This window comes from uncultured Brachybacterium sp., from assembly GCF_947500705.1.
Classification (GTDB): domain Bacteria; phylum Actinomycetota; class Actinomycetes; order Actinomycetales; family Dermabacteraceae; genus Brachybacterium.
Genome location: NZ_CANMSY010000004.1, coordinates 145,726 through 172,449 on the forward strand (window position 1 = coordinate 145,726; position 26,724 = coordinate 172,449).

Annotated in this window: 24 protein-coding genes; 14 read left to right on the forward strand and 10 right to left on the reverse strand. The window is 70.8% G+C overall.

Annotated elements, in window-relative coordinates; genetic code table 11:
* The first annotated feature begins 28 nt into the window (after positions 1-28).
* The 3 genes from Q0937_RS09405 to Q0937_RS09415 are packed head-to-tail and all read left to right on the forward strand — an operon-like array spanning position 29 to position 2,298.
* Positions 29-760 carry a methionine ABC transporter ATP-binding protein gene (locus Q0937_RS09405; RefSeq protein WP_299302859.1) on the forward strand — a complete coding sequence of 244 codons (732 nt, stop codon included), beginning with the start codon at positions 29-31 and terminating at the stop codon, positions 758-760.
* Positions 757-1,434 (forward strand): methionine ABC transporter permease, encoded by a 678-nt coding sequence (locus tag Q0937_RS09410; protein WP_299302862.1) that lies wholly within the window; start codon positions 757-759, stop codon positions 1,432-1,434. Before Q0937_RS09405 ends, Q0937_RS09410 begins: the two co-directional genes overlap by 4 nt.
* Positions 1,435-1,461: 27 nt before the next feature.
* Positions 1,462-2,298, forward strand: a complete 837-nt coding sequence (locus Q0937_RS09415) for a MetQ/NlpA family ABC transporter substrate-binding protein (protein ID WP_299302865.1) — start codon at positions 1,462-1,464, stop codon at positions 2,296-2,298.
* Between the two features lie 34 nt (positions 2,299-2,332).
* Here the strand turns inward: Q0937_RS09415 and Q0937_RS09420 are convergent, their stop codons facing one another.
* A complete protein-coding gene (locus Q0937_RS09420) occupies positions 2,333-2,452 on the reverse strand; it encodes a tyrosine-protein phosphatase (RefSeq protein ID WP_299302868.1) in 120 nt (39 codons plus the stop codon).
* Between the two features lie 12 nt (positions 2,453-2,464).
* Positions 2,465-4,519 carry an alpha/beta fold hydrolase gene (locus Q0937_RS09425; protein WP_299302871.1) on the reverse strand — a complete coding sequence of 685 codons (2,055 nt, stop codon included), beginning with the start codon at positions 4,517-4,519 and terminating at the stop codon, positions 2,465-2,467.
* Positions 4,520-4,770: 251 nt separating this feature from the next.
* Here Q0937_RS09425 and Q0937_RS09430 point away from each other — a divergent pair, with 251 nt between their 5' ends.
* Positions 4,771-5,928, forward strand: a complete 1,158-nt coding sequence (locus Q0937_RS09430; protein ID WP_299302874.1) for an LLM class flavin-dependent oxidoreductase — start codon at positions 4,771-4,773, stop codon at positions 5,926-5,928.
* 37 nt (positions 5,929-5,965) lie between these two features.
* The gene (locus Q0937_RS09435; protein WP_299302877.1) at positions 5,966-6,667 is read left to right on the forward strand and encodes a CE1759 family FMN reductase; all 702 of its coding nucleotides are present in this window, start codon (positions 5,966-5,968) and stop codon (positions 6,665-6,667) included.
* Positions 6,668-6,839: 172 nt separating this feature from the next.
* On the opposite strand, the gene Q0937_RS09440 is transcribed toward Q0937_RS09435, so the two are convergent.
* The gene (locus tag Q0937_RS09440) at positions 6,840-7,382 is read right to left on the reverse strand and encodes a hypothetical protein (RefSeq protein WP_299302879.1); all 543 of its coding nucleotides are present in this window, start codon (positions 7,380-7,382) and stop codon (positions 6,840-6,842) included.
* A gap of 309 nt (positions 7,383-7,691) precedes the next feature.
* Between Q0937_RS09440 and Q0937_RS09445 the strand changes: the two genes are divergently transcribed.
* The 5 genes from Q0937_RS09445 to Q0937_RS09465 all read left to right on the forward strand — a co-directional run bounded on the left by Q0937_RS09445 (position 7,692) and on the right by Q0937_RS09465 (position 12,010).
* Entirely contained in the window at positions 7,692-8,474 is a 783-nt protein-coding gene (locus tag Q0937_RS09445) for a sugar phosphate isomerase/epimerase (protein WP_299302882.1), read from the forward strand.
* Positions 8,471-9,463: a hydroxyacid dehydrogenase gene (locus Q0937_RS09450; RefSeq protein ID WP_299302885.1), complete on the forward strand. Its 993-nt coding sequence runs from the start codon at positions 8,471-8,473 to the stop codon at positions 9,461-9,463. Before Q0937_RS09445 ends, Q0937_RS09450 begins: the two co-directional genes overlap by 4 nt.
* A gap of 218 nt (positions 9,464-9,681) precedes the next feature.
* Entirely contained in the window at positions 9,682-10,743 is a 1,062-nt protein-coding gene (locus Q0937_RS09455) for a LacI family DNA-binding transcriptional regulator (RefSeq protein WP_299302888.1), read from the forward strand.
* A gap of 238 nt (positions 10,744-10,981) precedes the next feature.
* Entirely contained in the window at positions 10,982-11,176 is a 195-nt protein-coding gene (locus Q0937_RS09460; protein WP_299302891.1) for a hypothetical protein, read from the forward strand.
* A 39-nt stretch (positions 11,177-11,215) separates the two neighbouring features.
* Positions 11,216-12,010: a RimK family alpha-L-glutamate ligase gene (locus tag Q0937_RS09465; RefSeq protein ID WP_299302894.1), complete on the forward strand. Its 795-nt coding sequence runs from the start codon at positions 11,216-11,218 to the stop codon at positions 12,008-12,010.
* A gap of 26 nt (positions 12,011-12,036) precedes the next feature.
* On the opposite strand, the gene Q0937_RS09470 is transcribed toward Q0937_RS09465, so the two are convergent.
* Genes Q0937_RS09470 through Q0937_RS09485 form a run of 4 tightly spaced genes read right to left on the reverse strand, consistent with a single transcriptional unit; the run spans position 12,037 to position 17,377 of the window.
* A complete protein-coding gene (locus Q0937_RS09470; protein WP_299302897.1) occupies positions 12,037-14,046 on the reverse strand; it encodes a heparinase II/III family protein in 2,010 nt (669 codons plus the stop codon).
* A 3-nt stretch (positions 14,047-14,049) separates the two neighbouring features.
* Positions 14,050-14,934, reverse strand: a complete 885-nt coding sequence (locus tag Q0937_RS09475; RefSeq protein WP_299302899.1) for a sugar phosphate isomerase/epimerase — start codon at positions 14,932-14,934, stop codon at positions 14,050-14,052.
* A complete protein-coding gene (locus Q0937_RS09480) occupies positions 14,931-16,217 on the reverse strand; it encodes a DUF993 family protein (protein ID WP_299302902.1) in 1,287 nt (428 codons plus the stop codon). Before Q0937_RS09480 ends, Q0937_RS09475 begins: the two co-directional genes overlap by 4 nt.
* Before the next feature lie 5 nt (positions 16,218-16,222).
* Positions 16,223-17,377, reverse strand: coding sequence for a Gfo/Idh/MocA family protein (locus Q0937_RS09485; protein ID WP_299302905.1), 1,155 nt, complete (start codon positions 17,375-17,377; stop codon positions 16,223-16,225).
* 324 nt (positions 17,378-17,701) lie between these two features.
* Here Q0937_RS09485 and Q0937_RS09490 point away from each other — a divergent pair, with 324 nt between their 5' ends.
* The 3 genes from Q0937_RS09490 (at position 17,702) to Q0937_RS09500 (ending at position 21,962) form a co-directional block, all read left to right on the forward strand.
* Entirely contained in the window at positions 17,702-19,975 is a 2,274-nt protein-coding gene (locus Q0937_RS09490; RefSeq protein ID WP_299302908.1) for a glycosyl hydrolase family 95 catalytic domain-containing protein, read from the forward strand.
* Positions 19,976-20,065: 90 nt separating this feature from the next.
* Positions 20,066-21,607, forward strand: coding sequence for a hypothetical protein (locus tag Q0937_RS09495; protein WP_299302911.1), 1,542 nt, complete (start codon positions 20,066-20,068; stop codon positions 21,605-21,607).
* Positions 21,608-21,635: 28 nt separating this feature from the next.
* On the forward strand, positions 21,636-21,962 hold the full coding sequence (locus Q0937_RS09500) for a hypothetical protein (RefSeq protein ID WP_299302914.1): 327 nt from the start codon (positions 21,636-21,638) through the stop codon (positions 21,960-21,962).
* Between the two features lie 10 nt (positions 21,963-21,972).
* Here Q0937_RS09500 and Q0937_RS09505 read toward each other — a convergent pair whose 3' ends face one another.
* Entirely contained in the window at positions 21,973-22,464 is a 492-nt protein-coding gene (locus Q0937_RS09505; protein ID WP_299302917.1) for a hypothetical protein, read from the reverse strand.
* Positions 22,465-22,876: 412 nt separating this feature from the next.
* On the opposite strand from Q0937_RS09505, the gene Q0937_RS09510 reads away from it, so the two are divergent.
* Positions 22,877-24,388 (forward strand): HNH endonuclease signature motif containing protein, encoded by a 1,512-nt coding sequence (locus tag Q0937_RS09510; protein WP_299302920.1) that lies wholly within the window; start codon positions 22,877-22,879, stop codon positions 24,386-24,388.
* A 57-nt stretch (positions 24,389-24,445) separates the two neighbouring features.
* On the opposite strand, the gene Q0937_RS09515 is transcribed toward Q0937_RS09510, so the two are convergent.
* Together Q0937_RS09515 and Q0937_RS09520 are read right to left on the reverse strand one after the other, a co-directional pair.
* Positions 24,446-24,955 (reverse strand): hypothetical protein, encoded by a 510-nt coding sequence (locus tag Q0937_RS09515; protein ID WP_299302923.1) that lies wholly within the window; start codon positions 24,953-24,955, stop codon positions 24,446-24,448.
* 79 nt (positions 24,956-25,034) lie between these two features.
* Entirely contained in the window at positions 25,035-26,720 is a 1,686-nt protein-coding gene (locus tag Q0937_RS09520) for a ribonuclease J (protein ID WP_299302925.1), read from the reverse strand.
* Between the last annotated feature and the right edge of the window lie 4 nt (positions 26,721-26,724).

Consider the following 26,724-nt stretch of genomic DNA (forward strand, 5'->3'; position numbering starts at 1 on the left):
CCTGCGTCCTCGGTAGGCTGGCTCGACGATGATCGAGCTGCGGAATGTCACCAAGAGCTTCCCCCAGGGACGCTCCACGGTGACCGCGCTGACAGACATCACCCTCACCATCGAGGACCACGAGATGTTCGGCATCGTCGGCGAATCCGGCTCCGGGAAATCGACGCTGCTGCGACTGATCAATCACCTCGAGGCCCCGACCTCCGGGACCGTGCTGGTGGACGGCGAGAACCTCGGTACCCTGGCTCCTCGCGCACTGCGGGAACGGCGGCGCGACATCGGCATGGTGTTCCAGCAGTTCAACCTGCTGGGCAACTCGACCGTCTTCGACAACGTGGCCCGTCCCCTGCGGCTGCAGCGCCGCCGCGAGCGCGACACCGTGATGCAGATGCTCGAGTTCGTGAAGATGGCGGACCATCACCGCAAGCACCCCAGCCAGCTCTCCGGCGGAGAGAAGCAGCGGGTGGCGATCGCCCGGGCGCTGTCCACCCAGCCGCGGATCCTGCTGTGCGACGAGCCCACCTCGGCCCTCGACTCCGGCACCACCGAGGAGGTCATGGCGATCCTGCGCGACGTCCGCGACCGCTTCGGCACCACGATCATCCTGGTCAGCCACGAACTGGACGTCATCAAGTCCTCCTGTGACCGGGCCGCGGTGCTCGAGCGGGGCCGTCTCGCCGCCCTCACCGAGGTGACCCCGCCGCCCGCGCAGGAGCGCTTCGACTCCTACGCCGAGCGTGCCCGGGAGTTCCTGGGATGAGCGACCTGCTGGCACGACTGACCGAATACCGCGGCGAGATCGTCCTCTCGATCCTCGAGACCGGGATCATGATGGTCAACTCCATGGTCGCCGCGGTGCTGGTGGGGCTGCCGATCGGGACCCTGCTCTATCTCGCCCGGCCCGGCGGGCCCTACCCCCGGCCCTGGCTGCACCGGGCGCTGAACACGTACGTGAACGTCGTACGCTCGGTGCCCTTCCTGCTGTTCGTGGTGGCGCTGATCCCCTTCACCCGCGCTCTGGTGGGGACCTCCTTCGGGACCACCGCGGCGTCGGTGCCGCTGGCCTTCGTGGCCGCGGCGCTCTACGCCCGCTTCTCCGAGCAGACCCTGTTGGACGTGCCCGAGCAGACCGTGGAGCTCGCCCGCTCCCTCGGCGCCGGGCCGCTGCAGCTGATCGGCCTGTTCCTGTTCCCCGAGGCCCGTTCCGGCCTGGTGCTGAGCCTGACCACGGTGACGATCTCGATGGTCAGCTACTCCACGATCATGGGCGTCGTCGGCGGCGGCGGCGTGGGCGACTTCGCGATCCGGTACGGCTACCAGACCTATGAATACGACCTGATGTATACGACGATCCTGATCATGGTCGTGTCCGTGATGGTCATCCAGGGAGCGGGCACCCTGCTTGCCCGCATCATCGACAAGCGGGCGCGCTGAGCGCCCTCGACCAGGAACGAGACCCCCATGAACCGACACCTGATGAACCGCCGCAGCTTCGCCGTGAGCGCCCTCGCCGGGACCGCCACCCTGACCCTCGCCGCCTGCGGCGCGGGCGGATCCGGGGGCGGCGAGGAGGACAAGGTCATCAAGGTGGCCTCCCACCTGCCGCCGATGACCGACGTGGTCACCCTCGCCGGCGAGGTCGCCGCCGAGGAGGGATACACGGTCGAGCTGGTGCAGGTCAGCGACAACGTCCAGTACAACCGGGTGCTCGCCGACGGCGAGGTCGACGCGAACTTCGCCCAGCACGAGCCGTACATGCAGGCCTTCAACGAGGCCAACGGCGCGAACCTGGTGCTGCTGGACGGCATCTACGACGCGAAGGTCGGCTTCTACTCCAAGGCCCACGACACCATCGAGCAGCTCCCCGAGGGCGCGAAGGTCGCGATCCCGAACGACCTCACCAACGAGGGCCGAGCGCTGGCGATCCTCCATCACGAGGGCCTGATCACGCTGCCCGAGGAGGCCGGTTTCGAGGGCCGCGTGAGCGAGATCGTGGACAACCCCCTGTCCCTCGAGTTCGTGAACATCGACCTGCTGAACCTGCCCTCCGCCTACGACGAGGAGGGCATGGCGCTGGTCTACAGCTATCCCTCCTACATCAAGAAGGTGGGCCTGACCCCGGCCGACGCACTCCTGCTCGAGGAGCTCGTGGACCAGCGCTTCACCATCTCCCTGATCGCACGCGAGGACAACCAGGACTCCGAGAAGATCCAGGTGCTGCGCCGGGCGATGACCAGCGACGCCGTGCGCAGCTTCCTCGAGGAGGAGCACAGCGCCACCCTGCTGCCCGCGTTCTGAGGAGGCGCAGCGCTCAGCGCACCGGGCTCAACGCTCACGCATCGTGGCGCAGCCGCGAGCGCAGCAGCACGCCGGTGCGCACGGTGCCACCGCCGACGAGCGGCAGCCCGCCCACGCCCCGCGCGTTGAACGCCCCGAGGAGCAGGCCGGTCATCGTCCCGTCCGCTCAGCCCAGCGTCGCGGGACGCTGCCAGGCGTCGCCGCGCACGTGCTGATCGAGGAAGCCGAGGAAGGTCTCGTACCAGACCTGCGCATTGCCGCGGCCCTGGATCCAGTGGCCCTCGTCGGGGAAGTACAGGTAGCGGTGCTGGGTGCGGCCCTCGGCGTCGCGCGGGGTGGCCGAGAACTCGTGCAGGTCGTACCAGAGGGCGTGGCCCTGCGCGATCGGCACCCGGTAGTCCTTGTCCCCATGGATCACGAGCATCGGCGCGACGATCTCGCTCACGAAATTCTTGGGGTTGTACCGGTCGTTCTGCTCCCGCATGGGACGCTCCCAGCCGGAGTTGTCGGTGGTGTGGCCCATCGTGTCGGTGTCCCACAGGGAGGCGTGGGTGACGATGCACCGGAAGCGGTCTCCGGTGTGCCCGGCCACCCAGTTGGCCATGTAGCCGCCGTAGGAGCCGCCGGCGAAGGCGGTGCGTTCGGCGTCGATGTCCGCACGGGCGACGGTCACATCGGTGAGCGCCATGATGTCGGTGTAGGGGGCGCCGCCCAGCTCGTGCTGGCCGCGGTCGATCATCGCCTGGCCGTAGCCGGTGGAGATGGCGGGGTCCGGCAGCAGCACGGCGTATCCGGCCGCGACGAAGGGGTTCGGGTTCCAGCGGTAGGTCCAGGCGTTCCAGGAACCCCAGGGGCCGCCGTGGGCGAAGACCACCAGCGGGTGCGGGCCCTCACCGTCGGGCAGGCGCAGCCAGGCGCGCAGGTCGGTGCCGTCCTCGGCGGTGGCGGCGATCTCGGTGAGGGTGCCGACGGGCTCGACGGCATCCGCCGGGTTCGGAAGGCCGGCCACCTCGCCGGTGGCGGGGTCGATGCGCACCGGGTGCGGGGCGATGGAGATCCCGGAGGCCGAGGCGATGATCGCGCCGCCCGCCACGGAGGCGGAGGAGAAGGCGAGGTCCTGGCCGGGCCCGCCGGCGAGACGACGCGGCGCGGGATCCGCGACCCCGCCGATCCAGACGGAGCCGCGGCCCTGGTCGTCGCTGGTCGCGATCAGCGTCTCCTCGTCGAGCCACACCGGATCCACCCAGTGGTCCAGCTCGGGCCACACCGGGACGGAGTCCCCGGTGCTCAGATCCAGGAGCTCGACGGCGCTCGAGAGGGTCGCCTGCTGGGTCCAGGTGCGCGAGCGGCCGATGAGGGCGCGGGTGCCGGACGGGCTGAACTCGCCGGGGTCGCACTCGATCTCCGCGGTCGCCTCTCGCAGCAGGCGCGGCGGCTGCTCGCCGGCGAGGTCCAGCAGGTACAGGTCAGGAGTGCCGAGCAGGTCGCCGCGGGAGTCCTGCATCGAGACCAGGGCGCGGGTGCCGGCCCGGTCCACGGTCCAGTCGAGCAGGCGCCCGGCCGGCATCGTGAGGTGGCGGAAGTGCAGGAGCTGCGGCGCCGGGGCGTCGTCGGCCTCCTCCCCCGCGTTCGGGCTCTCCTCCGCCCCGGGAGCGGGGGTCGGCTCGGCCCACGCGAGGTCCTCCGGCAGCGTCGCGATCGCGAGCACGGGGCGGGTGGGGCCCAGATCGTGGTCCCAGTAGCGGGTGGGGAAGCCGGCATGGAGGGCGGCGGTCACCTTCGCCTCGGTGCGCTCCTTGGTGAGCGTGGCGTGCTCGGTCTCGTCCGTGGCCAGCGAGTGCACCTCGAGCTCGGTGAGGAGCCGGCCGCCGGCCAGGTGCAGGCTGCCGAAGCCGCCGGGCCGGGAGGCGAGCTCGCGGGCCTCGCCCCGCACGGGCAGCGCCCACAGCTGGGCGTCGTCGGCCTCCTCGCCGTCCTCACCCACCCGCTTGGCGGTGAAGAAGGTGGTGCCGTCCTCGGCGGCGGCCACAGCGCCGATGGAAGCGTCACCGCGGGTCAGCGGCAGGATGCGGTCGCCGTCGAGCTCCACGAGCGCGCTGCGGTAGGCGGTGCCCTTCGCGTTCGGGGCGGACACCTTCGCGAGGATCCTGCCTCCGTCGGTGGTCTCCAGCCCGGCCAACCGGGTCGCGTCCAACAGGGCCTCGATGCTCTCTCGTGTCATGGGAAGACATCCTGCCACCGTCTGCACCGCGGAGCGGACGGATCTGCGCCCCGGCTCGCCTCCGGCTCCCGCGACCGCCCACCACGCCCGGCCGGGCCGGGCTCCACTGCGGATATGGGGACCGCCGTCACCCCGGGCTTGCACACCCGAAAGATATAGTTTAATCTTGAACCATCGCTTGAGGCGGCCGAGCAGGACGACACCGGCACACCGCTTCCGGGCACCGACATCTACCGCGAGGAGCGACCACCATGCAGTTCGGAATCTTCACCATCGCCGACATCACGCCGGACCCCACCACGGGCAGGGTCCCTACCGAGCACGAGCGCCTGATGTCCATGGTGGAGCAGGGCAAGCTCGCCGAGCAGGTGGGCCTGGACGTCTTCGCGATCGGCGAGCACCACAACCCGCCGTTCGTGACCTCCTCCCCCACCACCACCCTCGCCTACGTCGGCGCGCAGACCTCGACGATCATCCTCTCCACCGCGACCACGCTGATCACCACCAACGATCCGGTGAAGATCGCCGAGGACTACGCGATGCTGCAGCACCTCACCGGCGGCCGTGTGGACCTCGTGATGGGTCGCGGAAACACAGGCCCCGTCTACCCCTGGTTCGGGCAGGACATCCGCAAGGGCGTCGAGATCGCGATCTCGAACTACGACCTGCTGCGCCGGCTGTGGACCGAGGACGTCGTGAACTGGGAGGGCGAGTTCCGCACCCCGCTGCAGCAGTTCACCTCCACCCCGCGCCCGCTGGACGGCGTGGCACCCTTCGTCTGGCACGGCTCGATCCGCTCCCCGCAGATCGCCGAGCAGGCCGCGTACTACGGTGACGGATTCCTGCACAACAACATCTTCTGGCCCATGTCCCACACCAAGCAGATGGTGCAGCTGTACCGCGAGCGCTTCGAGCACTACGGCCACGGCAAGGCCCACCAGGCCTATGTGGGCCTCGGCGGCCAGGCGTTCATGCGCAAGAACTCCCAGGACGCCATCAACGAGTTCCGCCCCTACTTCGACAACGCCCCGGTCTACGGCGGCGGCCCCACGATGGAGGACTTCACCGCGCAGACCCCGCTGACCGTCGGCTCCCCCGAGCAGGTCATCGAGCGCTACCTGACCATGGCGGACCACGTCGGCGACTACCAGCGCCAGATGTTCCTCATGGACCACGCGGGGCTCCCGCAGAAGACGGTCCTCGAGCAGATCGAACTGCTGGGCACCGATGTCGTCCCGGTCCTGCGCAAGGAGCTCGAGGCCCGCAAGCCGGCCGACGTCCCCGAGGCGCCCACGCACGCCCGTCGGGTCGCCGCCGCTGCTGCGAAGAACGGCGCCTTCGACGACGCCTACCGGTTCGAGACCGGCGACAACTGGACCGGCCTGCGCGCCGAGGACGCTCGCAACTGATCACGGCCGGCCCACCCGCTCCTGAGAGGATCACCCCATGACCCGCACCTTCCGTCTCGTCGCCCTCACCGCCGGGCTCTCCACGCCCAGCTCCACCCGGATGCTCACCGACCAGCTCACCCGTGAGTCGGCGGCGGCACTGAGCCGCGACGGCAGCCAGGTCGAGGTGACCACCGTGGAGCTGCGTGAGTACGCCCACGACATCACCGACGCGCTGCTCACCCGCTTCCCCAGCGAGAAGCTGGCGATGGTGATCGAGCAGGTGCGGGCGGCCGACGCGATCATCGCGGTCACCCCGGTGTTCAACGTCGGCCCCTCCGGACTGTTCAAGACCTTCTTCGACGCCGTCGACATGGAGCTGTGGAAGAACAAGCCGGTGCTGCTCGGCGCCACCGCCGGCACGGCCCGCCACTCCCTCGCGATCGACTACGCGATCCGCCCGATGTTCAGCTACCTGAAGTCCGAGGTCGTCTCGACGGCGGTGTTCGCCGCCTCCTCGGACTTCGGCGCCGACACCGAGGGGCAGGCCGACGGGCAGCCGCTCACCGTGCGAGTGCGGCGCGCGGCCGCTGAGCTCGCGACCCTGCTGCAGGCGGGGCTCGGTGACGCCGCGGCGGACGCCGACGGAGCGGCGGCGACGGCTGGGGCCGAGCCGGCACCGGCTCGCGGCGCACGCTCCACGCTCGATGCGGAGTTCGCCGACTTCGTGCCGATGGACCGGCTCCTGGGCCGCGACTGACGCCCACGCCCGAAACCCAGCAGCCCGGCACCGATGATTCGGTGCCGGGCTGCTGACATGGGGCGGGGTTGCCGGGCTGCAGTTCCGACGAGACGCTGCGGCTCCGGCAGCACTGCGGTTCCGCCAGCACTGCGGTTCCGACAGCACTGCGGTCCCGACAGCGCAGTGGCGCTCAGTCCGCGGAGTCGGGCGACTGCGGCGAGTCGGCGCTCTGCGCGGAGACCGGGGAGGCCGCACTCTGCGCCGAGACCGGTGACGCCGCCGACTGCACGGTCGGCTTCGGCGCGGGGGCCTTCTTCGTGGTGGTCGAGGACTTCGGTGCTGACGGGGCCTGCTGCGTCGTCGACCTCGGCGCCGGAGCTGCGGACTGCGCCGACGGAGCCGAGGGCGCGGAGACTGCGGTGACGGCGGGCATCGCCGAGATCGGGGACAGCGGCGAGCCGGCCGAGCTCAGCGTCTCCACCGCCGGGACCTGCTGCGGGGACACCACCTGAGCGGCCGACTCGTCCGAGGCGCGGTCGATGGCCAGATCCGCACCGTCGGCGACGGACTGCTCGGCGGCATCGCCGACCGCCCCGTCGGCGCCCGTGCTGCCGATCCCGGGCCCCTCCGTGGGCATCGAGGCACCCCCGGCGACCAGGGCATAGGCGACACCCGGCACCAGCACGGCGGCGCTGGTGCCCGCCACCACGGTCCAGATGGTCTTCTTCCTCATGGGTGCGCTCCTCGCTCACTCCGCCCGCTGCCGGGCACTCTTCTCGCTCAGCAGTACAGCGGCCGTCGATGAGATCTCCGACAGACCTCCATGAGAGACCTCTCATGTTCAGGCGGGGTGTGCAGGCAGGGCGTGCAGGCAGGTAGAGCCTCGTGCGAGGTGCGCCGATCTGCCGGACGGCCTGTGGCACAGGGTCGCCGATCCCTGCCGCCGAGCAGATAGACTCCCACCGAGGGCAATCGCTTTCCCCCACGCCCCTTCCGCCCACGTCCCTTCCGCCCAGGACGTCTCTTCCGCCCAGGAGGGCCCATGATCCGCCCCGGACTCTGCTCCGTCACCTTCCGCGGCCTCGACGTCGAGGCCGTCGTCGGCCATGCCCGGGCCGCCGGGCTCGAGTGCATCGAATGGGCCGGGGACGCGCATGTCCCGCCCGGCGACGCCGCCGCGGCGCGACGCGCCCGGGAGCTCACCGAACAGGCGGGGCTCGCCGTCGCGTCCTACGGCTCCTACCTGCGCTTCGAGGGATCCGAGGACAACACCCGCGCGGAGGGCGACGCGGTGATCACCACCGCCCGTGAGCTCGGCGCCGCCCGGATCCGGGTGTGGGCGGGGCGCACCGGCTCCGCCGACGTCCCCGCCGCCGGGCGGGCCCAGATCTTCCAGAGAATCCAGGCGTTCGCCGACCGTGCGGCGGAGCACGGCATCGACGTCGGCCTCGAGTTCCATGGCCGCACGCTGACCGATGAGATCGGCTCGACCCTGCACCTGCTCGAGGAGATCGACCGCGCCACCGTGCTCTCCTACTGGCAGCCCCATCAGGGGATGGCCGCGGCGGAGGCTCTCGAGACGCTCCGGCAGGTGCTCCCCCGCACCTCCACGATCCACGTGTTCTCCTGGTGGCCCACGAACGAGCGTCTCCCCCTCTCCCAGCGGACCGAGCTGTGGCAGGACGTCTTCGCGACCCTCGCCGCAGACGGCTCGGACCGCGATGCGCTGCTCGAGTTCATCCCCGGGGACGACCCGGCCCTGCTGCGCCGCGAGGCGGACACCCTGCGTCGGCTGATCGCGGCTGGCGCGGAGGCCGCACGATGAGGGCCCTGCTGGCGATGCCCGCCGGCCTGCCGCAGCGGATGCTCGACGCCGCCCAGCTGGCACGCCTGCGCGAGCTGGCCGAGGTCGACACGGCGCGCGCGGTCCCGGACCTCGCGGACGCCTCCGAGGCGGAGCTCGCGGAGGTGGAGGTGCTGATCACCGGCTGGGGCTCCGGCCCCGTCGACGCCGCCGCACTGGCGCGCATGCCGCGGCTGCGGGCGATCGTCCACACCGCCGGGACGGTGCGCCATGTCGTCACCGATGCCGTCTGGGACCGGGGAGATGTGGTGGTCACCTCGGCCACGGAGGTGAACGCGATACCGGTCGCGGAGTTCGCGCTCGCCCAGATCCTGCTGGCGGGGAAGCGTTCCCTCGCTCAGGAGCACCGTTACCGGGGCCATCATGCGGCGCACCCCGCAGCCCGTTCCGCCCCCGAGATCGGGAACTACGGCGGCGTCGTCGGCCTCATCGGCGCCTCCCGCATCGGGGTGCTGGTGGCCGAGCACCTGCGACCTTTCGATCTCGAGGTGCTGATCACCGACCCCTTCGCCGACGCCGCGACGATCACGAAGCTGGGTGCGACCAAGGTGGATCCGGAGGAGCTGTACTCGCGCAGTGATGTGGTGAGCCTCCATGCACCGGATGTCCCCTCCACCCGCGGCATGGTCAGCCGTGAGCTGCTCGCGCTGATGCGGGACGGCACCACCTTCGTCAACACCGCCCGGCCCGCCCTGGTGGACCTGGACGCGCTGCGCGACGAGGTGGTCTCCGGGCGTCTGGCCGCGGTGCTCGATGTGCACGACGATCTCGCCGACGACGACCCGCTCTGGGATGCCCCGCTGGCCACGATCACCCCGCACATCGCCGGCTCGCAGGGCAATGAGCTGCATCGGATGGGCGAGGCGGCGCTCGAGGAGATCCGCCGCCTCGGCGCCGGGGAGCCGCCGCGCTATCCGGTCGACCCCTCCCGCCGCGACGTCTCGGCCTGAGCGCCCGACTGACCGCTCCGGGCGACAGCCCCGTCCGGCAGCTCCCTCCGACAACTCAGCCTGACGCCGCACGGGGAAGATCACGCCCCTCATCCTCTGCCGTACGCCGTCGCGCGGCGCATGGCCTCGATATGCTGACCCGATGCGGGGACAGCGTTTCCCGACCCCCACCGACCCACACCGAACCTCACCGACCCTCAGCAGAAGAAGGAGTCCCGATGCCCGCCGTACGCCTCAGCGACGTCGCCCAGGACGCCGGGGTCTCCCTGGCCACCGCCTCCCGTGTGCTCAACGGCTCCACCCGCGTGCCGGGGAAGGCCGTCGCCGAGAAGGTGCAGGCCTCCGCCGAGAAGCTCGGCTATGTCGCCAATGCCCAGGCGCAGGCGCTCGCACGGTCTCGCTCCGGCCTGATCGGCCTGGTGGTGCACGACATCGCCGATCCCTACTTCTCGACCATCGCCCGCGAGGTCCAGCAGCAGGTGTTCGCCTCGCAGTCGCAGGTGCTGCTCACCCAGACCGATCGTGAGCTCGAGACCGAGATCAGGGCGCTGCGCTCCCTGCTCGCCCAGCAGGTCGATGCGCTGGTGCTGGTGGGCTCGCACCGCTACGGCACCGAGTCCGACGCCGCCATCGGAGCCCTGCTCCAGGGCTTCGAGCGCAACGGCGGCAAGGTGGTGGGCCTGGGCCAGTCCCTCGGCGTGGGCCGCACCATCGTGACGGACAACGCCGCAGCCTCCCATGAGCTGGCCACGGCCCTGGTCGTCGAGGGCCATCGACGCTTCGCCGTGGTCGAGGGCATCGCCGGGATCCCGTCGGCCGGAGACCGCACCGGCGGCTTCGTCGCCGCGCTCACCGAAGCCGGGATCGAGCCGGAGCTGAGCACCGCCGCGGATCTCACCCGAGACGGCGGCCACCGGCTCGCCGAACGGATCCACGACCATCTGCTCACCGCGCCCGGCCCGGCGGACTCGCCGCTGTGCGTCTTCGCCCCGGCGGATGTCATGGCGCTCGGTGCACTCGGCGAGCTGCGCCGCCGCGGCGTGGAGGTGCCCGGCCAGGTCTCGATCGCCGGCTTCGGCGGGGTGCCTGATGCGGCCGACGCCAACCCGACCCTGACCACCATCGCGCTGCCGCTGGCCGAGATGGCGCGGCAGGCCGTGGAGTGGGCGCTCGTATCGGCGGCACCGGAGGACACCCCCTCGGCGGACCGCCCCCGCGAGGTGCATGTGCGCGGCGATGTGATGCTTGGCGAATCCACGGCGCTCTCCAGCGCCGTCTGACCGCCCGGCCGACGGCGGGAATCCGGGCCGGTGTCGACCCGGGCCACCCCGCCGCCCGCTCCGCGCAGGTCAGCTCACCGCAGGTCAGCTCACTCCAGTGCAGCTCGCCGCAGTGCAGCTCACCGCAGCCGGTCGTGCAGCTGTGCCTCGTACAGCGACTCGGGGTGCCGGCGGTGTCCGTGTTCCACGCCACCGAGTGCGCCGCCGACCAGCCGTGTCCGGTCCCGTAGTCGCCACGGTGGCAGAGGCTGACCGTTCGCCCGGTGACGGGCTCGATCTCCCGCTTTCCTACACCGCACCGTTCTCCCCGGCCGCGATCATCGCGGTCTCCCCGTTGTGGATGCTCGCCTCGCTCACCATCGCGATCGGGTTCAGCCTCCCTCCGTTCCTGGTGGCGAAGGTGTGGGGCCAGGCGCCCTCCGCGCTTTCCTGATTCCGGCCTCTCCGGCGTCGCTCTCAGCGAGACTGGGGCATGGCCGCACATCTCAGTCTGCTGCTCGGGAAACCGCCGAAGCCGGGCTCGCTCCTCGCCGAGGTCGCCGAGAACCTGGCCGCCCACGGCGACCGGGTCGAGGTGCTGCTCCCCCACGAGCAGAGCGTGGACCCCGAGGTGCTGAGCGACCGGGACCTCGTGGTCCATCGCGGACTGCACACCACGCTGACCCCGCTGCTGGAGGCGATCCACGAGCGCGGGATCCCCCTGTGCACACCCTTCGCGGCCGATGAGGCGCTGCGCGACCGACGGGCATGGCGCGGTCACCTGCTCGCGGCGGGACTCCCGCTGCCCCCAGCCGAGGAGCAGGACGACTGGCGGGCAGTCCTCGAGTCCGGCCGCGACCGGGAGGTCGTGGTCAAGGCGCTGTCCGGGCCGGGACGCGGCAGCCAGGTCCTCGCCGGCACCCTCGGCACGCTGCCCGCGGAGGCGCCGTTCCCGGGCCCCTACCTGATCGAACCCCGCCTCCTGGCGGAGGACATCGACCACAAGCTCTACCTCGCCGGCGACGCGGTGCGGGGGCTGCTCAAGCCCTCGACGCTGACCCATGCCCACGTCACCACCGGCGAGCCGTTCGCTCCGGACGGCGAGCTGGTGGAGCTGGCCCTCGAGGTGGGCCGGGTGCTCGATGCCCACCTGTGCGGGGTCGACGTGCTGCGCACCCCCGAGGGCCCGGTGATCATCGACGTCAACGCCTTCCCGGGCTTCCGCGGCGTCGCGGAGGCGCCGGATCTGGTCGCCGCGCACCTGCGCGAGCATGCGCAGAGGGGGTGAGGGCCGATCAGCGACGTGCCGCCACCTCAGCTCCGCGGCGTGCTCTGCCTCCGCACGGTGAGGGTCGCCGCAGCGCCATGCGCCTCGAACGTCAGGCGATGCACCGCGCCGCCCCATGACGCGGACAGCAGCGGGTCCTCGATCGCGCGGCGTTCCAGGCGCCCGGCGCCGAGTGCCCCGTCCCACCGGATCTCGGCGAGCGCCCCGGAGAGCGTCCGGACCCTCAGGAGGCCGGAGCGATGCTCGAGGACCTCCCCGGCGATCACGTGGTGGAGCAGGACGTCGGACGCGACTGTGACGTCGTCCGTCAGGGTGGCCGGGCGGTCGTCCACGGGCTCCAGCTGCCAGGAGTCCTCGATCCTGGCCTCGGCGGTTCCGCCGGAGCTCTGGTCGAGCACCATGCGCCGGAGGTAGGAGCGCACGCCGGCCTCCGCGGGGTAGGCCGCGGCGAGTTCGAGCGCGAGGCGGACCCCGCTCCCGTCGGGCCGCTCTCCCGGGCTGCTCAGCGGCTCCGCCACGGGCACAGCGCGGAACTGCGCCCCCACCCCCTGCCCGTACCCCCGGATCTCGGGCAGGTTGTGCCAGGAGCTGGTCATCGTCCAGATCTCGTAGCGGCGCTCGGTGAAGGTGAGGGCGGTGTAGGTGGGCTGGCCGAGATCGATCAGCACCGGCGCGCCATCGAGCGCGATCAGGTAGGAGCCGACGTCGAGGTGGTTGTGCGCCTCATCGTTGTGGCCGCCCTTGGCGGCGAGGACCAGGCCCGAGGGGTCGCCGTGGCGTTCCCGGGCCACCATCAGCTGCACCTCGGGCAGCCAGGTCAGTGCGGGATAGGGCGGCGGGTTCCCCTCGCCGACGGCGTCGACCCATGGCTGATCGGCGAGGGCGGTGAGCACTCGACCCAGACCGAGCTCCGGCGTCACCGGCGGGACGGCGCCGGTCCCGCGGTGGGCGAGGGACTGCGCGATCACGTCGGCGGCGCCGAGCCGTCGACCCCAGCGATGCAGGACGTCCCAGGGCTGCTCCGCGGGCGGGCGGGCCGGACCGTCGGAGACGTTGACGAACCACCCATCACCGAGGTCCATCCGCTGCGGGAAGCGCAGCAGCTGGCCGACCACCGGGAGAGCCGCGATCGCCGCACCGTCGAGCATCCCGTCGGCGGCCACGAGCAGCAGGTCGACGGTCTCGAGCAGTCGCGAGGCCCCGTTCCAGAAGTAGGAGAACCCCTCGTCGATGCCACCGTCCGCCGGGAAGGAGACGAGATAGCGGTCCAGCTGCGCGATCGACAGGGCGAGGATCGCGTCTCGCCTGTCCCGCTCCGCTTCGTCGTCGAGCAGGAACAGCGCGCCGGCGATCAGGTGCTGGTGGATCCAGCCGGTCCAGTTGTGCGCGGTCCCGTGCAGCCAGTGCCAGTCGCGGCGCGCCAGGTACGGATCGAACACGCGCCGGCGCGCCGCGTGCCGCAGGCGCTCGCGCAGCCCCGGCACCCGGGCATCGAGGGCCTCGCCCAGCGCAAGGTCCGCCCAGGCGATCACCTGGAGCGTCTGTGCGGCACCGAGGTCGACGACGGGCGCATCCGGGTCAGGAACCACCCAGCCGCGCAGGTCATGGGCTTCCTCATGGGCGACCCAGCACCACGTCGAGAGCTCACACAGCAGCATCAGCCCGTCGGCCGCACGATCGATCCAGCGCTCCTCATCGGTGGCCAGCGCGGCGAGCACGGCCTCACCGGTCATGATGCCCAGGCGGCGCACCTCGTCCTCGTACTCGGTGCGCACCCCGTCCCGCCAGTAGCGCGCGTACTGGCTCAGCAGCGGGAACGGCAGCGGCTCCGCGGCGGAGGCGAGCGCGGGGGCGAGCATCGCCGCCCGCAGCGGCTCCGCGGGCCGGCGCGGCAGGGTGATCCGATCCCGGGCGCCGTCCAGGGCGCGGGACAGCTCCGGCGGCAGGGCGGCGCGGGTCACGGCCTCGGGGCCGACGCCGTAGTCGTCGTCGGCCTCGACCCCGAGGCCCCAGGCCTCGCGCAGGAGTGAGGTCATGGCTCAGGCGTACGGCAGGACCAGCTGCTCGAACCGCTCGGCGATGATCTTCGCGGACTCCTCGGCCGGGGTGGCCCAGACGTCCTCGTTGAAGATCTCCACCTCGATGTCGCCGGTGTAGCCGGCGGCCGTGATCATGCGGGTGATCGAGGGGAAGTCGATGAATCCGTCGCCCATGTAGCCGCGGGAGTTCAGCGGCTCCGCGGCCAGCGGCAGGTTCCAGTCGCACACCTGGTAGCTGAACAGGCGATCCGACGCCGCGGCGCGCTGGATGGCGCGCTCGAGGTAGGGATCCCACCACACGTGATAGGTGTCCACGACGACGCCGGCGGCGGGGCTGCCGGAGGCTTCGGCGATGTCGAGGGCCTGGTCGAGGGTGGAGACCACGGCGCGGTCCGCGGCGAACATCGGGTGCAGCGGTTCGATGGACAGCGTCACCCCGCGCTCGGCGGCATAGGGGGCGAGCTCGGCGACCGCCTCGGTGACCCGGGCCCGGGCGCCGATGAGGTCCTTGTCCGCCTTGTCCACCCCGCCGACCACCAGCACCAGGGTGGGTGCACCGAGCGCGGCGGTCTCGTCGATCGCGCGGCGGTTGTCCGCCAGCGCCGCGGCCCGGTCGGCCTCGGCGGAGGCGGTGAGGAAGCCGCCGCGGCACAGACTGCTCACGCGCAGCCCGGCATCGTCGACCCTTCGCCGCAGGGCGTCCAGCCCCACCTCGGCGACGTCCTGGCGCCACAGGCCCACCGCGTCGATCCCTCGGGCGGTGGTGGCCTCGAGGAACTCCTGCAGCGGCGTGGTGCGGAAGGTCCAGCGGTTCAGCGACAGCCGCGGCGTGCCGGTGCCGCGCCGCACGGAGGGCGAGGTGGCGAGGGAGGGGGAGGTGGTCATGCGGGCTCTCCGTTCGAGGTGGTTCCGTCGGCCGCGATCTCGTAGCCGGCCTGGCGCAGCATGCCGTGCCAGCGCTCAGCGGCGAGCGCCGGCTGCTCGAGATTGCCGGTGGCGGCGGCGAGCTCGATGGTGCGCGAGAGGTGCGGGAGGCTGCGGGCGGAGTGCATTCCGCCCACCATCACGAACGCCTGCTGGTGGCCGTTGAGCCAGGCCAGGAACGCGACCCCGGTCTTGTAATGGAAGGTGGGGGCGGAGAAGATGTGTCGGCCCAGCTCCTCCGAGGCGTCCAGGATCCGGGAGGCCTCGGCCGGGTCGCCCGCATCCAGCGCCTGCACCGCGGCCGAGGCGGCAGGAGCCGTCGCGGCGAAGGCTCCCAGCAGGGCGTCGGAGTACTTCCCGAGCACCTGCTCTGCCCCGGAGTCGGCGGTGAAAGTGCCATCGCCCACGATGAGGTGGGAGAAGTGGAAGTCGTCCCCGGTGAGCATGCGCACGCCCTCGGGGAGCCGCTCGCGCACCGCGATCTCGGCGGCGTCGTCCAGCAGGCTCATCTTCACCCCGCGGATCTTCGCGGGGTCCGCCTCGATGATGCGCAGCAGCGTGTCGGCCCCGACGGCGGGGTCGGCGCTGCCGAAGTAGCCCTCCAGCTGCGGATCGAAGACGGTGCCCAGCCAGTGCAGCACGACGGGCTCGGTCGCCGCGTCCAGCACGCGGCGGTAGACGTCCTCGTACTCCGCGGGCGTGGTGGCGGCGCGGGCGAGATGGCGGCTGGCCATCAGCACCGCGCCGGCGCCGGTGGCCTCGGTGGCGCGGAGCTGCTCGATGTACGCCTGGACGATCTCGTCCAGGCTGAGCTCATGCTCGCTCCGCTGATCGGTGTTGACGCCGGCGACCACCAGATCGCTCACGCGGGCGTCGGTCGGGAACACGGCGGAGATCTCCGGATCCTCGAGCGCGGCGCGGGCGGCGTCGGCGGTGCGGGTGATCAGCTCGCGGGTGGCGACCGGATCCAGGCCCATGTTGCGCTGGGCGGTGTCCATCGCGTCGGCCACCCCGAGCCCGCGGGCCCACATGGTGCGCCGGAAGGCGAGGGTCGCGTCCCAATCGATGTCCGCCGGGGCGCCGGGGGTGTTGTCCCCGTGCACCTGCGGCACCACGTGCACCGCCGCATAGACCACGCGGGAGCGCAGCGGCGCGGTCGGCGTGGCGAAGGCGGGCGCGCCGGCGAGCGGTATCGAGCGCAGGGCACCGTCCTCATCCAGCAGGGTCAGCTGCAGGTCGCTCACGGCGCTCACACCTCCGTCAGCGGATCGAGCGCGATCCGGCGGCCCTCGGCGGAGCTGGTCAGGCCCACCTCGGCCAGGCGCACGCCGCGCGCACCGGAGAGGAAGTCGAAGGGGTACTCGCGGCCCTCGACATAGTGCGCGAGGAAGTCCTCCCACTGCACCTTGAAGCCGTTGTCGAACTGCTCGTTGTCCGGCACCTCGATCCAGTCGGCGCGGTAGTCGTGACCGTCCTTGACGTCGGGGTTCCAGACCGGCTTGGGGGTCGCCTCGCGCGGCTGGATGCGGGCGCCGTGCAGGCCCACGACGGCGCTGCCCTTGGTCCCGTCGACCTGGAACTCGACCAGCTCGTCGCGGTGGACGCGCACGTCCCAGCTCGAGTTCATCTGCACCACGGTGCCGCCCTCGAGGCGGAAGACGCCGTAGGCGGCATCATCCGCCGTGGCGACGTATTCCTGGCCCTGCTCATCCCATCGCTTCCCGATATGGGTGGCGGTCTGGGCGTAGACGTCCTCGATGCGGCCGAACAGCTCCTCGATGACGTAGTTCCAGTGGGGGAACATGTCCGCGACGATGCCGCCGCCGTCCTCGGAGCGGTAGTTCCAGGAGGGGCGCTGGGCATCCTGCCAGTCACCTTCGTAGACCCAGTAGCCGAACTCGCCGCGCACCGAGAGGATCTCGCCGAAGAATCCGGAGTCGATCAGGCGGCGCAGCTTCAGCAGGCCCGGCAGGTAGAGCTTGTCGTGGACGACGCCGTTGACGGTGCCGTGCTCCTTCGCGAGCGTCGCGAGCTCGAGCGCATCCTCGAAGGACTCGGCGGTGGGCTTCTCGGTGTAGATGGCCTTGCCGGCGGCGATGGCCTTCTTGAGGTTCGCGACCCGCAGGTTCGTCACCAGCGCGTCGAAGTAGACCTCGTAGTCGGGGTTCGCGAGCGCCTCGTCGACGTCGGTGGTCCACTTCGTCAGCCCGTGGCGTTCGGCGACGGTGCGCAGCTTCTCCTCGTTGCGGCCCACCAGCAGCAGGTCCGGCAGCAGGCGATCACCATTGGTGAGCTCCACCCCGCCCTGCTCCTGGATGGCGAGCAGGGACCGCACCAGGTGCTGGCGATATCCCATCCGCCCGGTGGCGCCGTTGACGATGATCCCGATCCTGCGTGTAGCCATGCGAGTGCTCTCCTTGAGTGTGACCGGCCGCCGTCTGCTCCGATGCAGAACGGCAACCGCTTTCCTATGTGCTCAGTCAAGCACGTCGAGGCGTCCTGGGCAAGCGCTTGTCCATCACTGGCGTCCTGCCGCGGTCCTCCGGCGCTCCCGCTCGGCCTCCTGCCCACCGCGCACTCCCCGGTGACGGCAACAGCGGGCAAGCAATGGCTCAAGTCCCAGGGACCGCCGTAGGAAGCAGGTAGGGTCTTCCGCGATGCGGCGATCGACCCGGCGTGCCAGGGCAACGCAGCCCCGCCACCTCCCCCGCCCGACGAGAGGCCTCCCGTGACGTCCGCCTGCAGCCCCACCCTCGCCCTCCACCGCCAGGGACCCGCCGAGCGCTGGCTCGAGGCCCTCCCGCTGGGCAACGGTCGGCTCGGCGCGATGCTCTGGGGCGATCCCCGCGCCGTCCGGTTCTCGCTCAACGAATCCACGCTGTGGTCCGGCGGGCCGCAGACGGATGTCCCGCACCGCACCGGTCGCCGCGAGGCCGGGGCGGCCCTTGCGCGCTCCCGCACCCTGTTCGAGAACGGCGACGTGCCGGCGGCCCAGCGGGAGATCGAGCGCCTGGGTGCCTCCTGGTCTCAGGCGTATCTGCCGGTCGGTGACCTGTTCGTGCGCCTCGAGGGCCTCCCCGGCACCGACATGCCTGCCGAGCGGATCCTGGACCTCGAGCATGCCGAGCACCGAGTGCAGGCTGAGTCCGGGGAGCACCTGAGCTTCGTCAGCCGGGCCGACGAGGTCCTCGTGCACTTCGCTCCCTGTCCCGACGGGGCGGTCCCGTCCCTGGAGTTCTCCTCCCCGCTGGTCGAGGAGCGTCGTGACGCTCACAAAGGCGGGCTCACGGTGCTGCTGCGCGCCCCGTCGGACATCCCCGCCGGACAGTTCCGGCGGGAGAAGGAGATCGCCTGGGAGAGCACCGGAGCGAGCCGTGCCGCAGTCGTGGTGCGCTGGCAGGCGCAGCACGGGCGCCTCCTGCTGGTCTGCGCGGTGGTCACCACCTGGCAGGGCCTCGGGCAGGCTCCGGACCGGGACGTGCAGGAGGTCCTCGACGAAGCGTCGGCGCAGGCGGAGACCGCTCTCGCCCGCGGCGCGGAGGAGCTGCGGCGGCGCCACCGGGCCGCCCCGCTCCCGGGTGCCGGCGAGGTCGCGCTCACGCTGAGCGGCTCCCCCGAGGCGGAGCTGCTCGCGACCAGCTTCGCCTACGGCCGCCACCTGCTGGCCTCCGCCTCGCGGCCCGGGCTCCCGCCCGCGAACCTGCAGGGGCTGTGGAACACGCGCCTCGAGGCGCCCTGGTCCTCGAACTTTACGGTGAACATCAATCTCGAGATGAATCATTGGGCGGCCGGCGTCGCCCAGGTGCCGGACGCCACGGCGGCGCTCGAGCAGTACGTCGCGATGCTGCGCACCGCCGGGCAGGAGACCGCGCGCCGGCTCTACGGGGCCGACGGCTGGACGGTGCATCACAACTCCGATCCCTGGGGGTACACCGATCCGGTGCGGGGCGAGCCCTCCTGGTCGACGTGGCCGATGGGCGGGCTCTGGCTCGAGCGGGAGCTGGACTCCCTCGCGAGTTTCAGCGGGCGCGACGCGGCCGAGATCGCCCGAGATCGCTTCCCGGCGCTGCGGGAGGCGGTCGCCTTCGCGCTCTGCCTGCTCCACGACAGCGCCGACGGCCATCTGGCCACCTTCCCGTCCACCTCCCCGGAGAACCTCTGGCTCACCGAGAAGGGCACCCCGGTCAGCCTCAGCGAGGGCACCGGGATGGATCGGTGGCTGCTGCACGAGACCGCCCAGCATCTGCTGGAGGCCGCGGCGCTGCTGGGCCAGGAGCAGGATCCGGTGGTGCAGCGCGCCAGGTCGGCGCTCGCCCTGGTGCCGGGCCCGCGGATCGGGGCCGACGAGAGGGTGCTCGAGTGGCACCGCGATGGCCTCGTGGAGGCCGAGCCGCATCACCGGCACGTCTCCCACCTGGGCTTCCTCTACCCCGGCAATGACCCGGTGGACCCGCGCCTGGAGCAGGCCGTGACCCGTTCCCTCGAGGCCCGCGGGGACGAGGCCACCGGCTGGTCCCTGGTGTGGAAGGCGTGCCTCTGGGCGCGTCTGCATCGCGGGGACCGGGTGCAGGCCCTGCTCGAGCTGTATCTGCGCCCCGCCGAGACCGCCGACGGCGAGCGCAGCGGCCTCTACCCGAACCTGTTCTCCGCCCATCCGCCGTTCCAGATCGACGGGAATCTCGGCATCGTCGCGGCCCTCGCCGAATGCCTGCTGCAGAGCCATCGCGGGGAGATCGAGCTGCTCCCGGCGCTGCCGCCGATGATGGCCGACGGGTCCATGCGCGGACTGATCGCCCGGCCCGGCGTCGCGGTGGACATGGCATGGAGCGACGGCGCTCTCACCTCGCTCCAGCTGCACGCGACGGGCCCGGGAGCGTTGGGCACGCACCGGGTGCGCTGCGGGAACCGGGTGGTGAGCGTCCGGTTGACCGGGATGGAGCCGGTGGAGCTCAATGCCGCCGCCCTGCGCAGCGCGCGGAAGTCTGAGACCTCGGGATTCTGAGACCACGGAAGTCTGACACCATGGCGCAGGCTGCGGATTCCGGCGAGGGATGGACCGCGAGCCTGCTGTCGACAGAAGGTGCGTGATGCTGTGAAGGCACGAGGACAGGGACGAGCGGTGCTGAGCCGTCGAGCGGTGCTGAGCCGTCGAGGGTTCGCGGGGGTCGTCGGGATCACGGCCCTGGCGATGACGGGCACCCTCGGCGCCTGCACCGAGAAGGAGGAGGGGCAGCTCCGCATCGACGTCGTCGACGCCGCCCCCGCCTCGACCGTGCTGCCCGGCGAGGATCTCGTCCAGACCGCGCTCACCCTCAGCTCCGCCCTGTTCACGGCAGCCAATGCGGTCCTGGTCGCGACCCCGCAGACCCTCGCAGCGCTCGCCCCCGTGAGCGCCTCCACCGGCATGCCACTGCTGGTCGGCACCGGCCAGGGTGTCGGCGAGGAGATCTCTCGGCTCGGGGCCGTCGCCGTGGTGACCGCCAACGGCACGGATCTCAGCGCGCTCGATGACGGGCTGGAGATCGTCGAGATCGATCCCGCGGAGCAGGATGACCCGGAGCTGCCCGAGCTGAGCAGGCACGGGCAGAGCGTCGCGGTGACCCTGCTCCTGGACCCGGAGGCGACGCTTCCCGCACAGGACCTCGCCTCCGCCGTCATCCAGGCCGTCGGCGGCAGCATCGGCGAGATCCCCGGCGGGGTGCTCGGCCGCAGCAGCGAGACGATCGCCGCGGTCACGGAGGCGGCGGGCGAGGATCCGGCGACCGGCGTGCTCGCCCTCGGGGCGAGCTTCGGCGCGGCCGACGACTGGCCGTCCGCCCTCGAGCGCACCGTCCGCACCCCGCAGCTGCCCGGCGGCGGGCACACGGCCTTCCCGGACCGGCGGATGATCGCCGCCTACGGCTCCCCTGGCGTCCCCTCGCTCGGAATCCTCGGCGAGCAGGGCCTGCAGGAGACGATCACCCGGGTCCAGGAGCTCGCCGCGGAATACGCGGGTCTCACCGAGGAGCCGGTGATCCCTGCCTTCGAGATCATCACCACGATCGCCTCCGCCGAGCCGGGCGCCGATGGTGACTACTCCACCGAACGCGATCTCGAGCTGCTGCGCGAGTGGGTCGACGCGGCCGGCGAGGCCGGGGTCTATGTGGTGCTGGACCTGCAGCCCGGCACGACAGACTTCCTCACCCAGGCACGGCTCTACGAGGACCTTCTGCTCGCACCCCATGTGGGCCTGGCCCTGGATGCGGAGTGGCGGCTCAAGCCCGGCCAGAAACACCTCGTGCAGATCGGTTCGGTCTCTGCAGCGGAGGTGAACGAGGTCGCCTCCTGGCTGGCGGCTCTCACCGCCGAGCACAGCCTTCCGCAGAAGCTGCTGATCCTCCATCAGTTCAGCCGGTCCATGATCAGCGACCGGCAGGACATCGACACCTCCCACCCGGAGCTGGCGATCACGCTGCATGCCGACGGTCACGGAGCCCCCGGGGACAAGCTCGCGACCTGGCGAGCCCTGCAGCAGGACCTGCCGGAGGGGATCTTCATGGCGTGGAAGAACTTCTACGATGAGGACACCCCGATGTTCACGCCGGAGGAGACCTACGAGGTCGAGCCCCGGCCCTGGTTCGTCTCGTACCAGTGAGCTCCTCCTCCTGCCGCGAGAGGCGCAGGTGCTGTCCGGCTCGCTGCTCGACTGGGGCGAGAGTGTCCTGGAGCAGTGCGATGCCGGCGTGTTCCTGACTCTGGATCCGGCGGAGCGCCTGCGCAGGCTCGAGACCCACGAGGCGGTCCGTCGGGCGGGGCAGGAGTTCGACGGCACCGCCTGGGAGGAGTTCCGGAACTGGGCGCGCCGGTATGACGATCCGACCTTCACCGGGCGCAGCCGGGCGGGCCATGAGGCGTGGCTCGAGTCCCTGGAGAAGCCGCTGCCGCACCTGGACGGCGCCCGGCCCGGCGCTCAGCTGGTCGAGGCGGTGCTGGCCTGGGAGCCGCGCTGAGCTCTCGTGCTCAGCCGGCGCGCACGTGCGCGAGGAGAAGACCGATCGGGATGCTGACCACGGTCAGCACGAGCACCGCACGATAGGTCCACAGCGCCCAGGAAGGGCCCGTCGCACCGCGGCCGACGGTGCGGATCATCAGCGCCATCGTCACCACGAGCAGCAGCCCACCACCATCGACGATCCACGGCGACGAGAGCACCGTCCCGGCGATCACGGCGAGGCACCCCAGGTTCCAGGTCAGCAGCTCGGCGCGAAGGACTCCGGGCGAGGGCCGCGGCGCTGCGAGGGCGTGCTGGGCGACGCCGAGACCTGACTGCAGCACGCCGCCGACGAGCACCAGGAACGCTGCAGCCCAGGATCCGTGCTCGAGCCCGAGCGGTCTCGTCACCGCCGCGATGAGCCCTCCGATAATCACCCAGACCACGGCGACCACGCGGAAGGGAAGATCTCCCCGGAAGGGCTGCCCCGCTGCGGAGCGTGAGTCGACATGCTGGGTCATGCTCACCATTGTCTCGCTCCGGACATGCGGGGCAGGTCAGGCGAGCCGGACGGCGCAGTGAGCCCGGCCATGACGTCAGCGGGCGTGCAGCCCCGCTCCCCCACGGCAGTGAGCTCGTCGGCCCTGTCCGCCGTCGGCCCCGTCCGCCGTCGGCCCGTACCCCTTCTCGCCAGCAGTCACCGTTCCTCCCCACGACAGGGTTATCCACATTCCCTTCCGTCCCATCGTGTCGTTTCCGGACCACACCTCTCCTCCACACATGATAGTTATCCACAATATCCACCAATAGGGTTCCGTCCCTGGCGAAGAGAGGGCAAGTGGCGTAAAATAAGATGGAGAGAGCAGGCGTCGAATACACTGATCCGAAATACTGAGAAGCGATCGAGAAGGGGGTGGCAGGATGTCTTCGAGCATGGAGATACGGCCGTCCCACGAGCCTGCCTCCGATACTCCGATCGCCACTGATGCAGAGGCTCCCCGCCCGACGGTTCGCGCCCGCAAGCCGCTGAACCCGGAGAACTTCGCCGCACACGCCTGGTGCGAGCCGGGCTCCTTCGAGGACCACGCCGCGCAGGAACTCTTCGCGACCCATCATGATGAGGCTCGCGACTACGCGGGCCGGCTGCGGAAGCTCGCGATGCTCTGGGATGACACGGTCGACACGGATGATGACGGCGACACCTACGCGATCCTCGTCGCCGATGCGCGGCGGGTCACCCTTGATCAGGCTCGGTCACTGCTTCGGGATGCCTGCACTGCCGTCACCTCTCTCCCTCGCACCCTCGCGCGTCTCGCCGCTGGGCACCTCCCTGTCGCCTGGTTCGAGCAGCTGCTGCGCCGCATTCGTCGCCTCACCTCCGATCAGTGTTGGCAGGTCGATGAGCGTGTGGCGGACTGGGACCTCGAGAACATCAGCTGTGATCGCTTCTCCCGAGAGCTCGGGAAGCTGATCGCCTGGTTCGGATCTGCTGCAGTGCAGGCCAGCCCTGCCGAACAGCGTGACGTCGCCCTCGAGGTGAATCCCGAGCATGATGGCACCGCCCGGCTCGGAATCACCGGGCCGGTCCACGAGATCGTCGCCCTCTCCCACCGCCTCGACGCCGCCGCGCGTGCGGTCCAGAACGAGCAGCGCCGCGCGCTCGAGGACAGCCGCCCCGTGCCGTTCGACATCGATGGCGATGCCAGCCGCGACGGTCACCACCTGACCCTCGCGGAGCTGCGGTACGCGATCCTCACCCGCAGCATGCTCGACACCGGAGGGATCGAGGTCCCGGGGAGTCGGCTCCGACTGAACGTCGTCGTCCCGGTGATGACTCTGCTCGGCGAATCAGAGGCTCCGGGGACGATCGACGGGACGGTTCCGCTGCCCGCCGTGATGGCCCGCCACCTCGCGGCCGGCGAAGACACCTGGTACCGGATACTTACCGAGCCCTCCACAGGCGCGTTTCTCCCCCTGCCGCCGTCGCGATACTCGCCGACCCCCACGATGCAGGAGCATCTGCGCCTTCTCGATCCCGTATGTGCCGTCCCCGGATGCACCAGAAATGTGTGCACCGTCGGCGAAGCCGACCATATCGAAGAATACGATCACGAAAACCCCGAGAATGGCGGACAGACCGAGATCGACAATCTTCACCGATTGTGCTGGAAACACCACGACATGAAGACTCGCGGCCTCATCGACCCCGTGCGCGAACCAGATGGGAGCACCACCTGGATCATCGGCGGACATACCCGCATCCACGCACGCCAGAACCACGATCTGCTCACGCCCGTGCTCGCCAAGGCTCTCCAGCACTCCTGGGACGTCTATCAGGAGATGCTCGCCTGGGAGGACGCACGGCATCGCGGACTCCTCCAGGACGCTGATCCGGCACCGATGCCGCGTCCGGTCCCGGCCGCAGAGCCCGAGCCACCCTACTGACCTGACGCGGGAGGACTGGCTGTTGCTGCACGGGCGATGTCGATCGGCTCCCGCCGCTCAGCTCCCGTCGGCCCCGCGCAGCGCGATCACGCTCTCCGGTGCCCAGACATAGTCGTCATCGCAGCGGAACCCACGCAGCCATGACACCCCGTCGACCACCCGCAGGTAGAAGCCCTTGGGGTCGTCATGGTCCGCGCCCAGCGGGACGGAGAGCACGTGGAGCGCTCCGGTCGGGAGGCGTCCCGCGGAGAGCACCGAATCCGGCGCCGGAGACTGAGATGCCATCGCCAGCCTCAGGTAGGGACCCGTGTCCTGCGGGCAGAGCTCGAATTCCTGCCGCAGCGACGCAGCGATGACCTCGGAAAGAGTGCCGCCCTCCGGAAGGCCCAGGTCCTCGACCCGGCACTGAGCGACCGTGATGGCCTCCGGCGCCCGCTCGTCGAAACAGGGGCGCGCGAGCAGGGTCTCCGCATACGCATTGAGCTGCACCGCCGACGCTGCCAGCCGCTCCCGCAGCTGCTCTCGGGAGAGGCCTCCCACCAGAAGCTGCAGTGCTGGTCCAGTCATGCACTCAGTATCGCCGAAGGCCCCTCCGGCGGCCGCAGCGAGGCCGGGCCGGAGGGGCCTTCGGTAGGACGTCCGCCGATCAGGCGTCGACCACCACGGCCATGACGGCGGGCTCGCGACGGTAGGTGCGGCGCAGGTAGCCGCTGACGGTGTCCACGATGATGTTCTCGATCGCGCCGATGTCCTCGATCTTGTCCTGCTTGGCGCGGGCGAGCGCCTTGTTGACCTGGGTCGATGCACCGTCGAAGGTGCGCTTGTCGTGCACGAAGCCCTTGGTCATGAACTCGACGGGCTCGACCGGCTGGTACGTGTCAGGGTCGATGAGGGCCACCACGGTGACCACACCGCCGCCGCTGAGCAGACGGCGCTCTGCGAGCGTGTCCTCGGTCGCGGCACCGATGGTCTGGCCGTCGACGTAGACCAGCCCGGCCTCGACCTTGCCGGAGATCTTCGCGTGACCGTCGATCAGGTCGACGGTGTAGCCGTCCTGTGCGATGACGATGTGATCCTCCGGCACGCCGGTGCGGCGGGCCAGCTCGGCGTTGGCGTGCAGGTGCTTGGACTCACCGTGCACCGGCATCACGTTCTTCGGACGCACGATGTTGTAGCAGTACACGAGCTCGCCGGCGCTCGCGTGGCCGGAGACGTGGACCTTCGCGTTGCCCTTGTGGACGATGTTCGCGCCGAGATCGGTGAGCTTGTTGATGATCCCGTAGATCGCGTTCTCGTTGCCGGGGATCAGCGAGCTGGCCATCAGCACGGTGTCGCCCTCGCCGACCTGGATCTGGTGATCGCCGTTGGCCATACGGGCCAGCGCCGCCATCGGCTCGCCCTGCGAGCCGGTGCAGATCAGGGTGACCTTGTGATCGGGCATCGACTGGATCTTGCGGAAGTCGACGACCAGTCCCTTGGGGATGGTCAGGTAGCCGAGATCGCGGGCGATCCCCATGTTGCGCACCATGGAGCGGCCGACGAAGGCGACCTTGCGGCCGTTGGCGTGGGCGGCGTTGAGCACCTGCTGGATGCGGTGCACGTGGCTGGCGAAGCTCGAGACGATGATCCGACGCGGCGAGGTGGTGAACACCTGGTCGATGGCCGGGTTGAGGTCACGCTCGGACATCGTGAAGCCGGGGACCTCGGCGTTGGTGGAGTCGGTGAGGAAGAGGTCCACACCCTCCTCGCCCAGGCGCGAGAAGGCGCGCAGGTCGGTGATGCGGCCGTCCAGCGGGAACTGATCCATCTTGAAGTCACCGGTGTGCAGCACGCTGCCCGCCTTGGTGCGGATCATGACGGCCAGCGCATCGGGGATCGAGTGGTTGACCGCGACGAACTCGAGGTCGAACGAACCGGCCTTATGCTTCTGGCCCGCTTCGACCTGGAGGGTCTTGGGGGTGATGCGATGCTCCTTGAGCTTCGCGGTGATGAAGGCCAGGGTCAGCTCGGAGCCGATCAGGGGGATGTCGCCCCGCTCCTTGAGCAGGTACGGCACGCCGCCGATGTGGTCCTCGTGACCGTGGGTCAGGACGATCGCCTCGATGTCGTCGAGACGGTCGCGGATCGAGGTGAAGTCCGGCAGGATCACGTCGATGCCGGGCTGGTGCTCCTCGGGGAAGAGCACGCCGCAGTCGACGATCAGGAGCTTGCCGGCGTGCTCGAACACCGTCATGTTGCGGCCGACCTCACCGAGACCGCCGAGGGCGGTGATGCGCAGTCCGTTCCGGGGCAGGCGCGGAGGAGCAGTGAGCTTTTGGCGGGGGGTGGGCATAGGA

Bases quoted from the DNA above. Each gene is read 5' to 3' on its own strand.
- Q0937_RS09410 (WP_299302862.1), top strand. From the start codon at position 757: ATGAGCGACCTGCTGGCACGACTGACCGAATACCGCGGCGAGATCGTC.
- Q0937_RS09420 (WP_299302868.1), bottom strand. From the start codon at position 2,452: ATGACCGGCCTGCTCCTCGGGGCGTTCAACGCGCGGGGCGTGGGCGGG.
- Q0937_RS09415 (WP_299302865.1), top strand. From the start codon at position 1,462: ATGAACCGACACCTGATGAACCGCCGCAGCTTCGCCGTGAGCGCCCTC.
- Q0937_RS09510 (WP_299302920.1), top strand. From the start codon at position 22,877: ATGGAGATACGGCCGTCCCACGAGCCTGCCTCCGATACTCCGATCGCC.
- Q0937_RS09475 (WP_299302899.1), bottom strand. From the start codon at position 14,934: ATGACCACCTCCCCCTCCCTCGCCACCTCGCCCTCCGTGCGGCGCGGC.
- Q0937_RS09455 (WP_299302888.1), top strand. From the start codon at position 9,682: ATGCCCGCCGTACGCCTCAGCGACGTCGCCCAGGACGCCGGGGTCTCC.
- Q0937_RS09505 (WP_299302917.1), bottom strand. From the start codon at position 22,464: ATGACCCAGCATGTCGACTCACGCTCCGCAGCGGGGCAGCCCTTCCGG.
- Q0937_RS09405 (WP_299302859.1), top strand. From the start codon at position 29: ATGATCGAGCTGCGGAATGTCACCAAGAGCTTCCCCCAGGGACGCTCC.
- Q0937_RS09485 (WP_299302905.1), bottom strand. From the start codon at position 17,377: ATGGCTACACGCAGGATCGGGATCATCGTCAACGGCGCCACCGGGCGG.
- Q0937_RS09470 (WP_299302897.1), bottom strand. From the start codon at position 14,046: ATGACCTCACTCCTGCGCGAGGCCTGGGGCCTCGGGGTCGAGGCCGAC.
- Q0937_RS09435 (WP_299302877.1), top strand. From the start codon at position 5,966: ATGACCCGCACCTTCCGTCTCGTCGCCCTCACCGCCGGGCTCTCCACG.
- Q0937_RS09465 (WP_299302894.1), top strand. From the start codon at position 11,216: ATGGCCGCACATCTCAGTCTGCTGCTCGGGAAACCGCCGAAGCCGGGC.
- Q0937_RS09430 (WP_299302874.1), top strand. From the start codon at position 4,771: ATGCAGTTCGGAATCTTCACCATCGCCGACATCACGCCGGACCCCACC.
- Q0937_RS09425 (WP_299302871.1), bottom strand. From the start codon at position 4,519: ATGACACGAGAGAGCATCGAGGCCCTGTTGGACGCGACCCGGTTGGCC.
- Q0937_RS09450 (WP_299302885.1), top strand. From the start codon at position 8,471: ATGAGGGCCCTGCTGGCGATGCCCGCCGGCCTGCCGCAGCGGATGCTC.
- Q0937_RS09515 (WP_299302923.1), bottom strand. From the start codon at position 24,955: ATGACTGGACCAGCACTGCAGCTTCTGGTGGGAGGCCTCTCCCGAGAG.
- Q0937_RS09440 (WP_299302879.1), bottom strand. From the start codon at position 7,382: ATGAGGAAGAAGACCATCTGGACCGTGGTGGCGGGCACCAGCGCCGCC.
- Q0937_RS09520 (WP_299302925.1), bottom strand. From the start codon at position 26,720: ATGCCCACCCCCCGCCAAAAGCTCACTGCTCCTCCGCGCCTGCCCCGG.
- Q0937_RS09445 (WP_299302882.1), top strand. From the start codon at position 7,692: ATGATCCGCCCCGGACTCTGCTCCGTCACCTTCCGCGGCCTCGACGTC.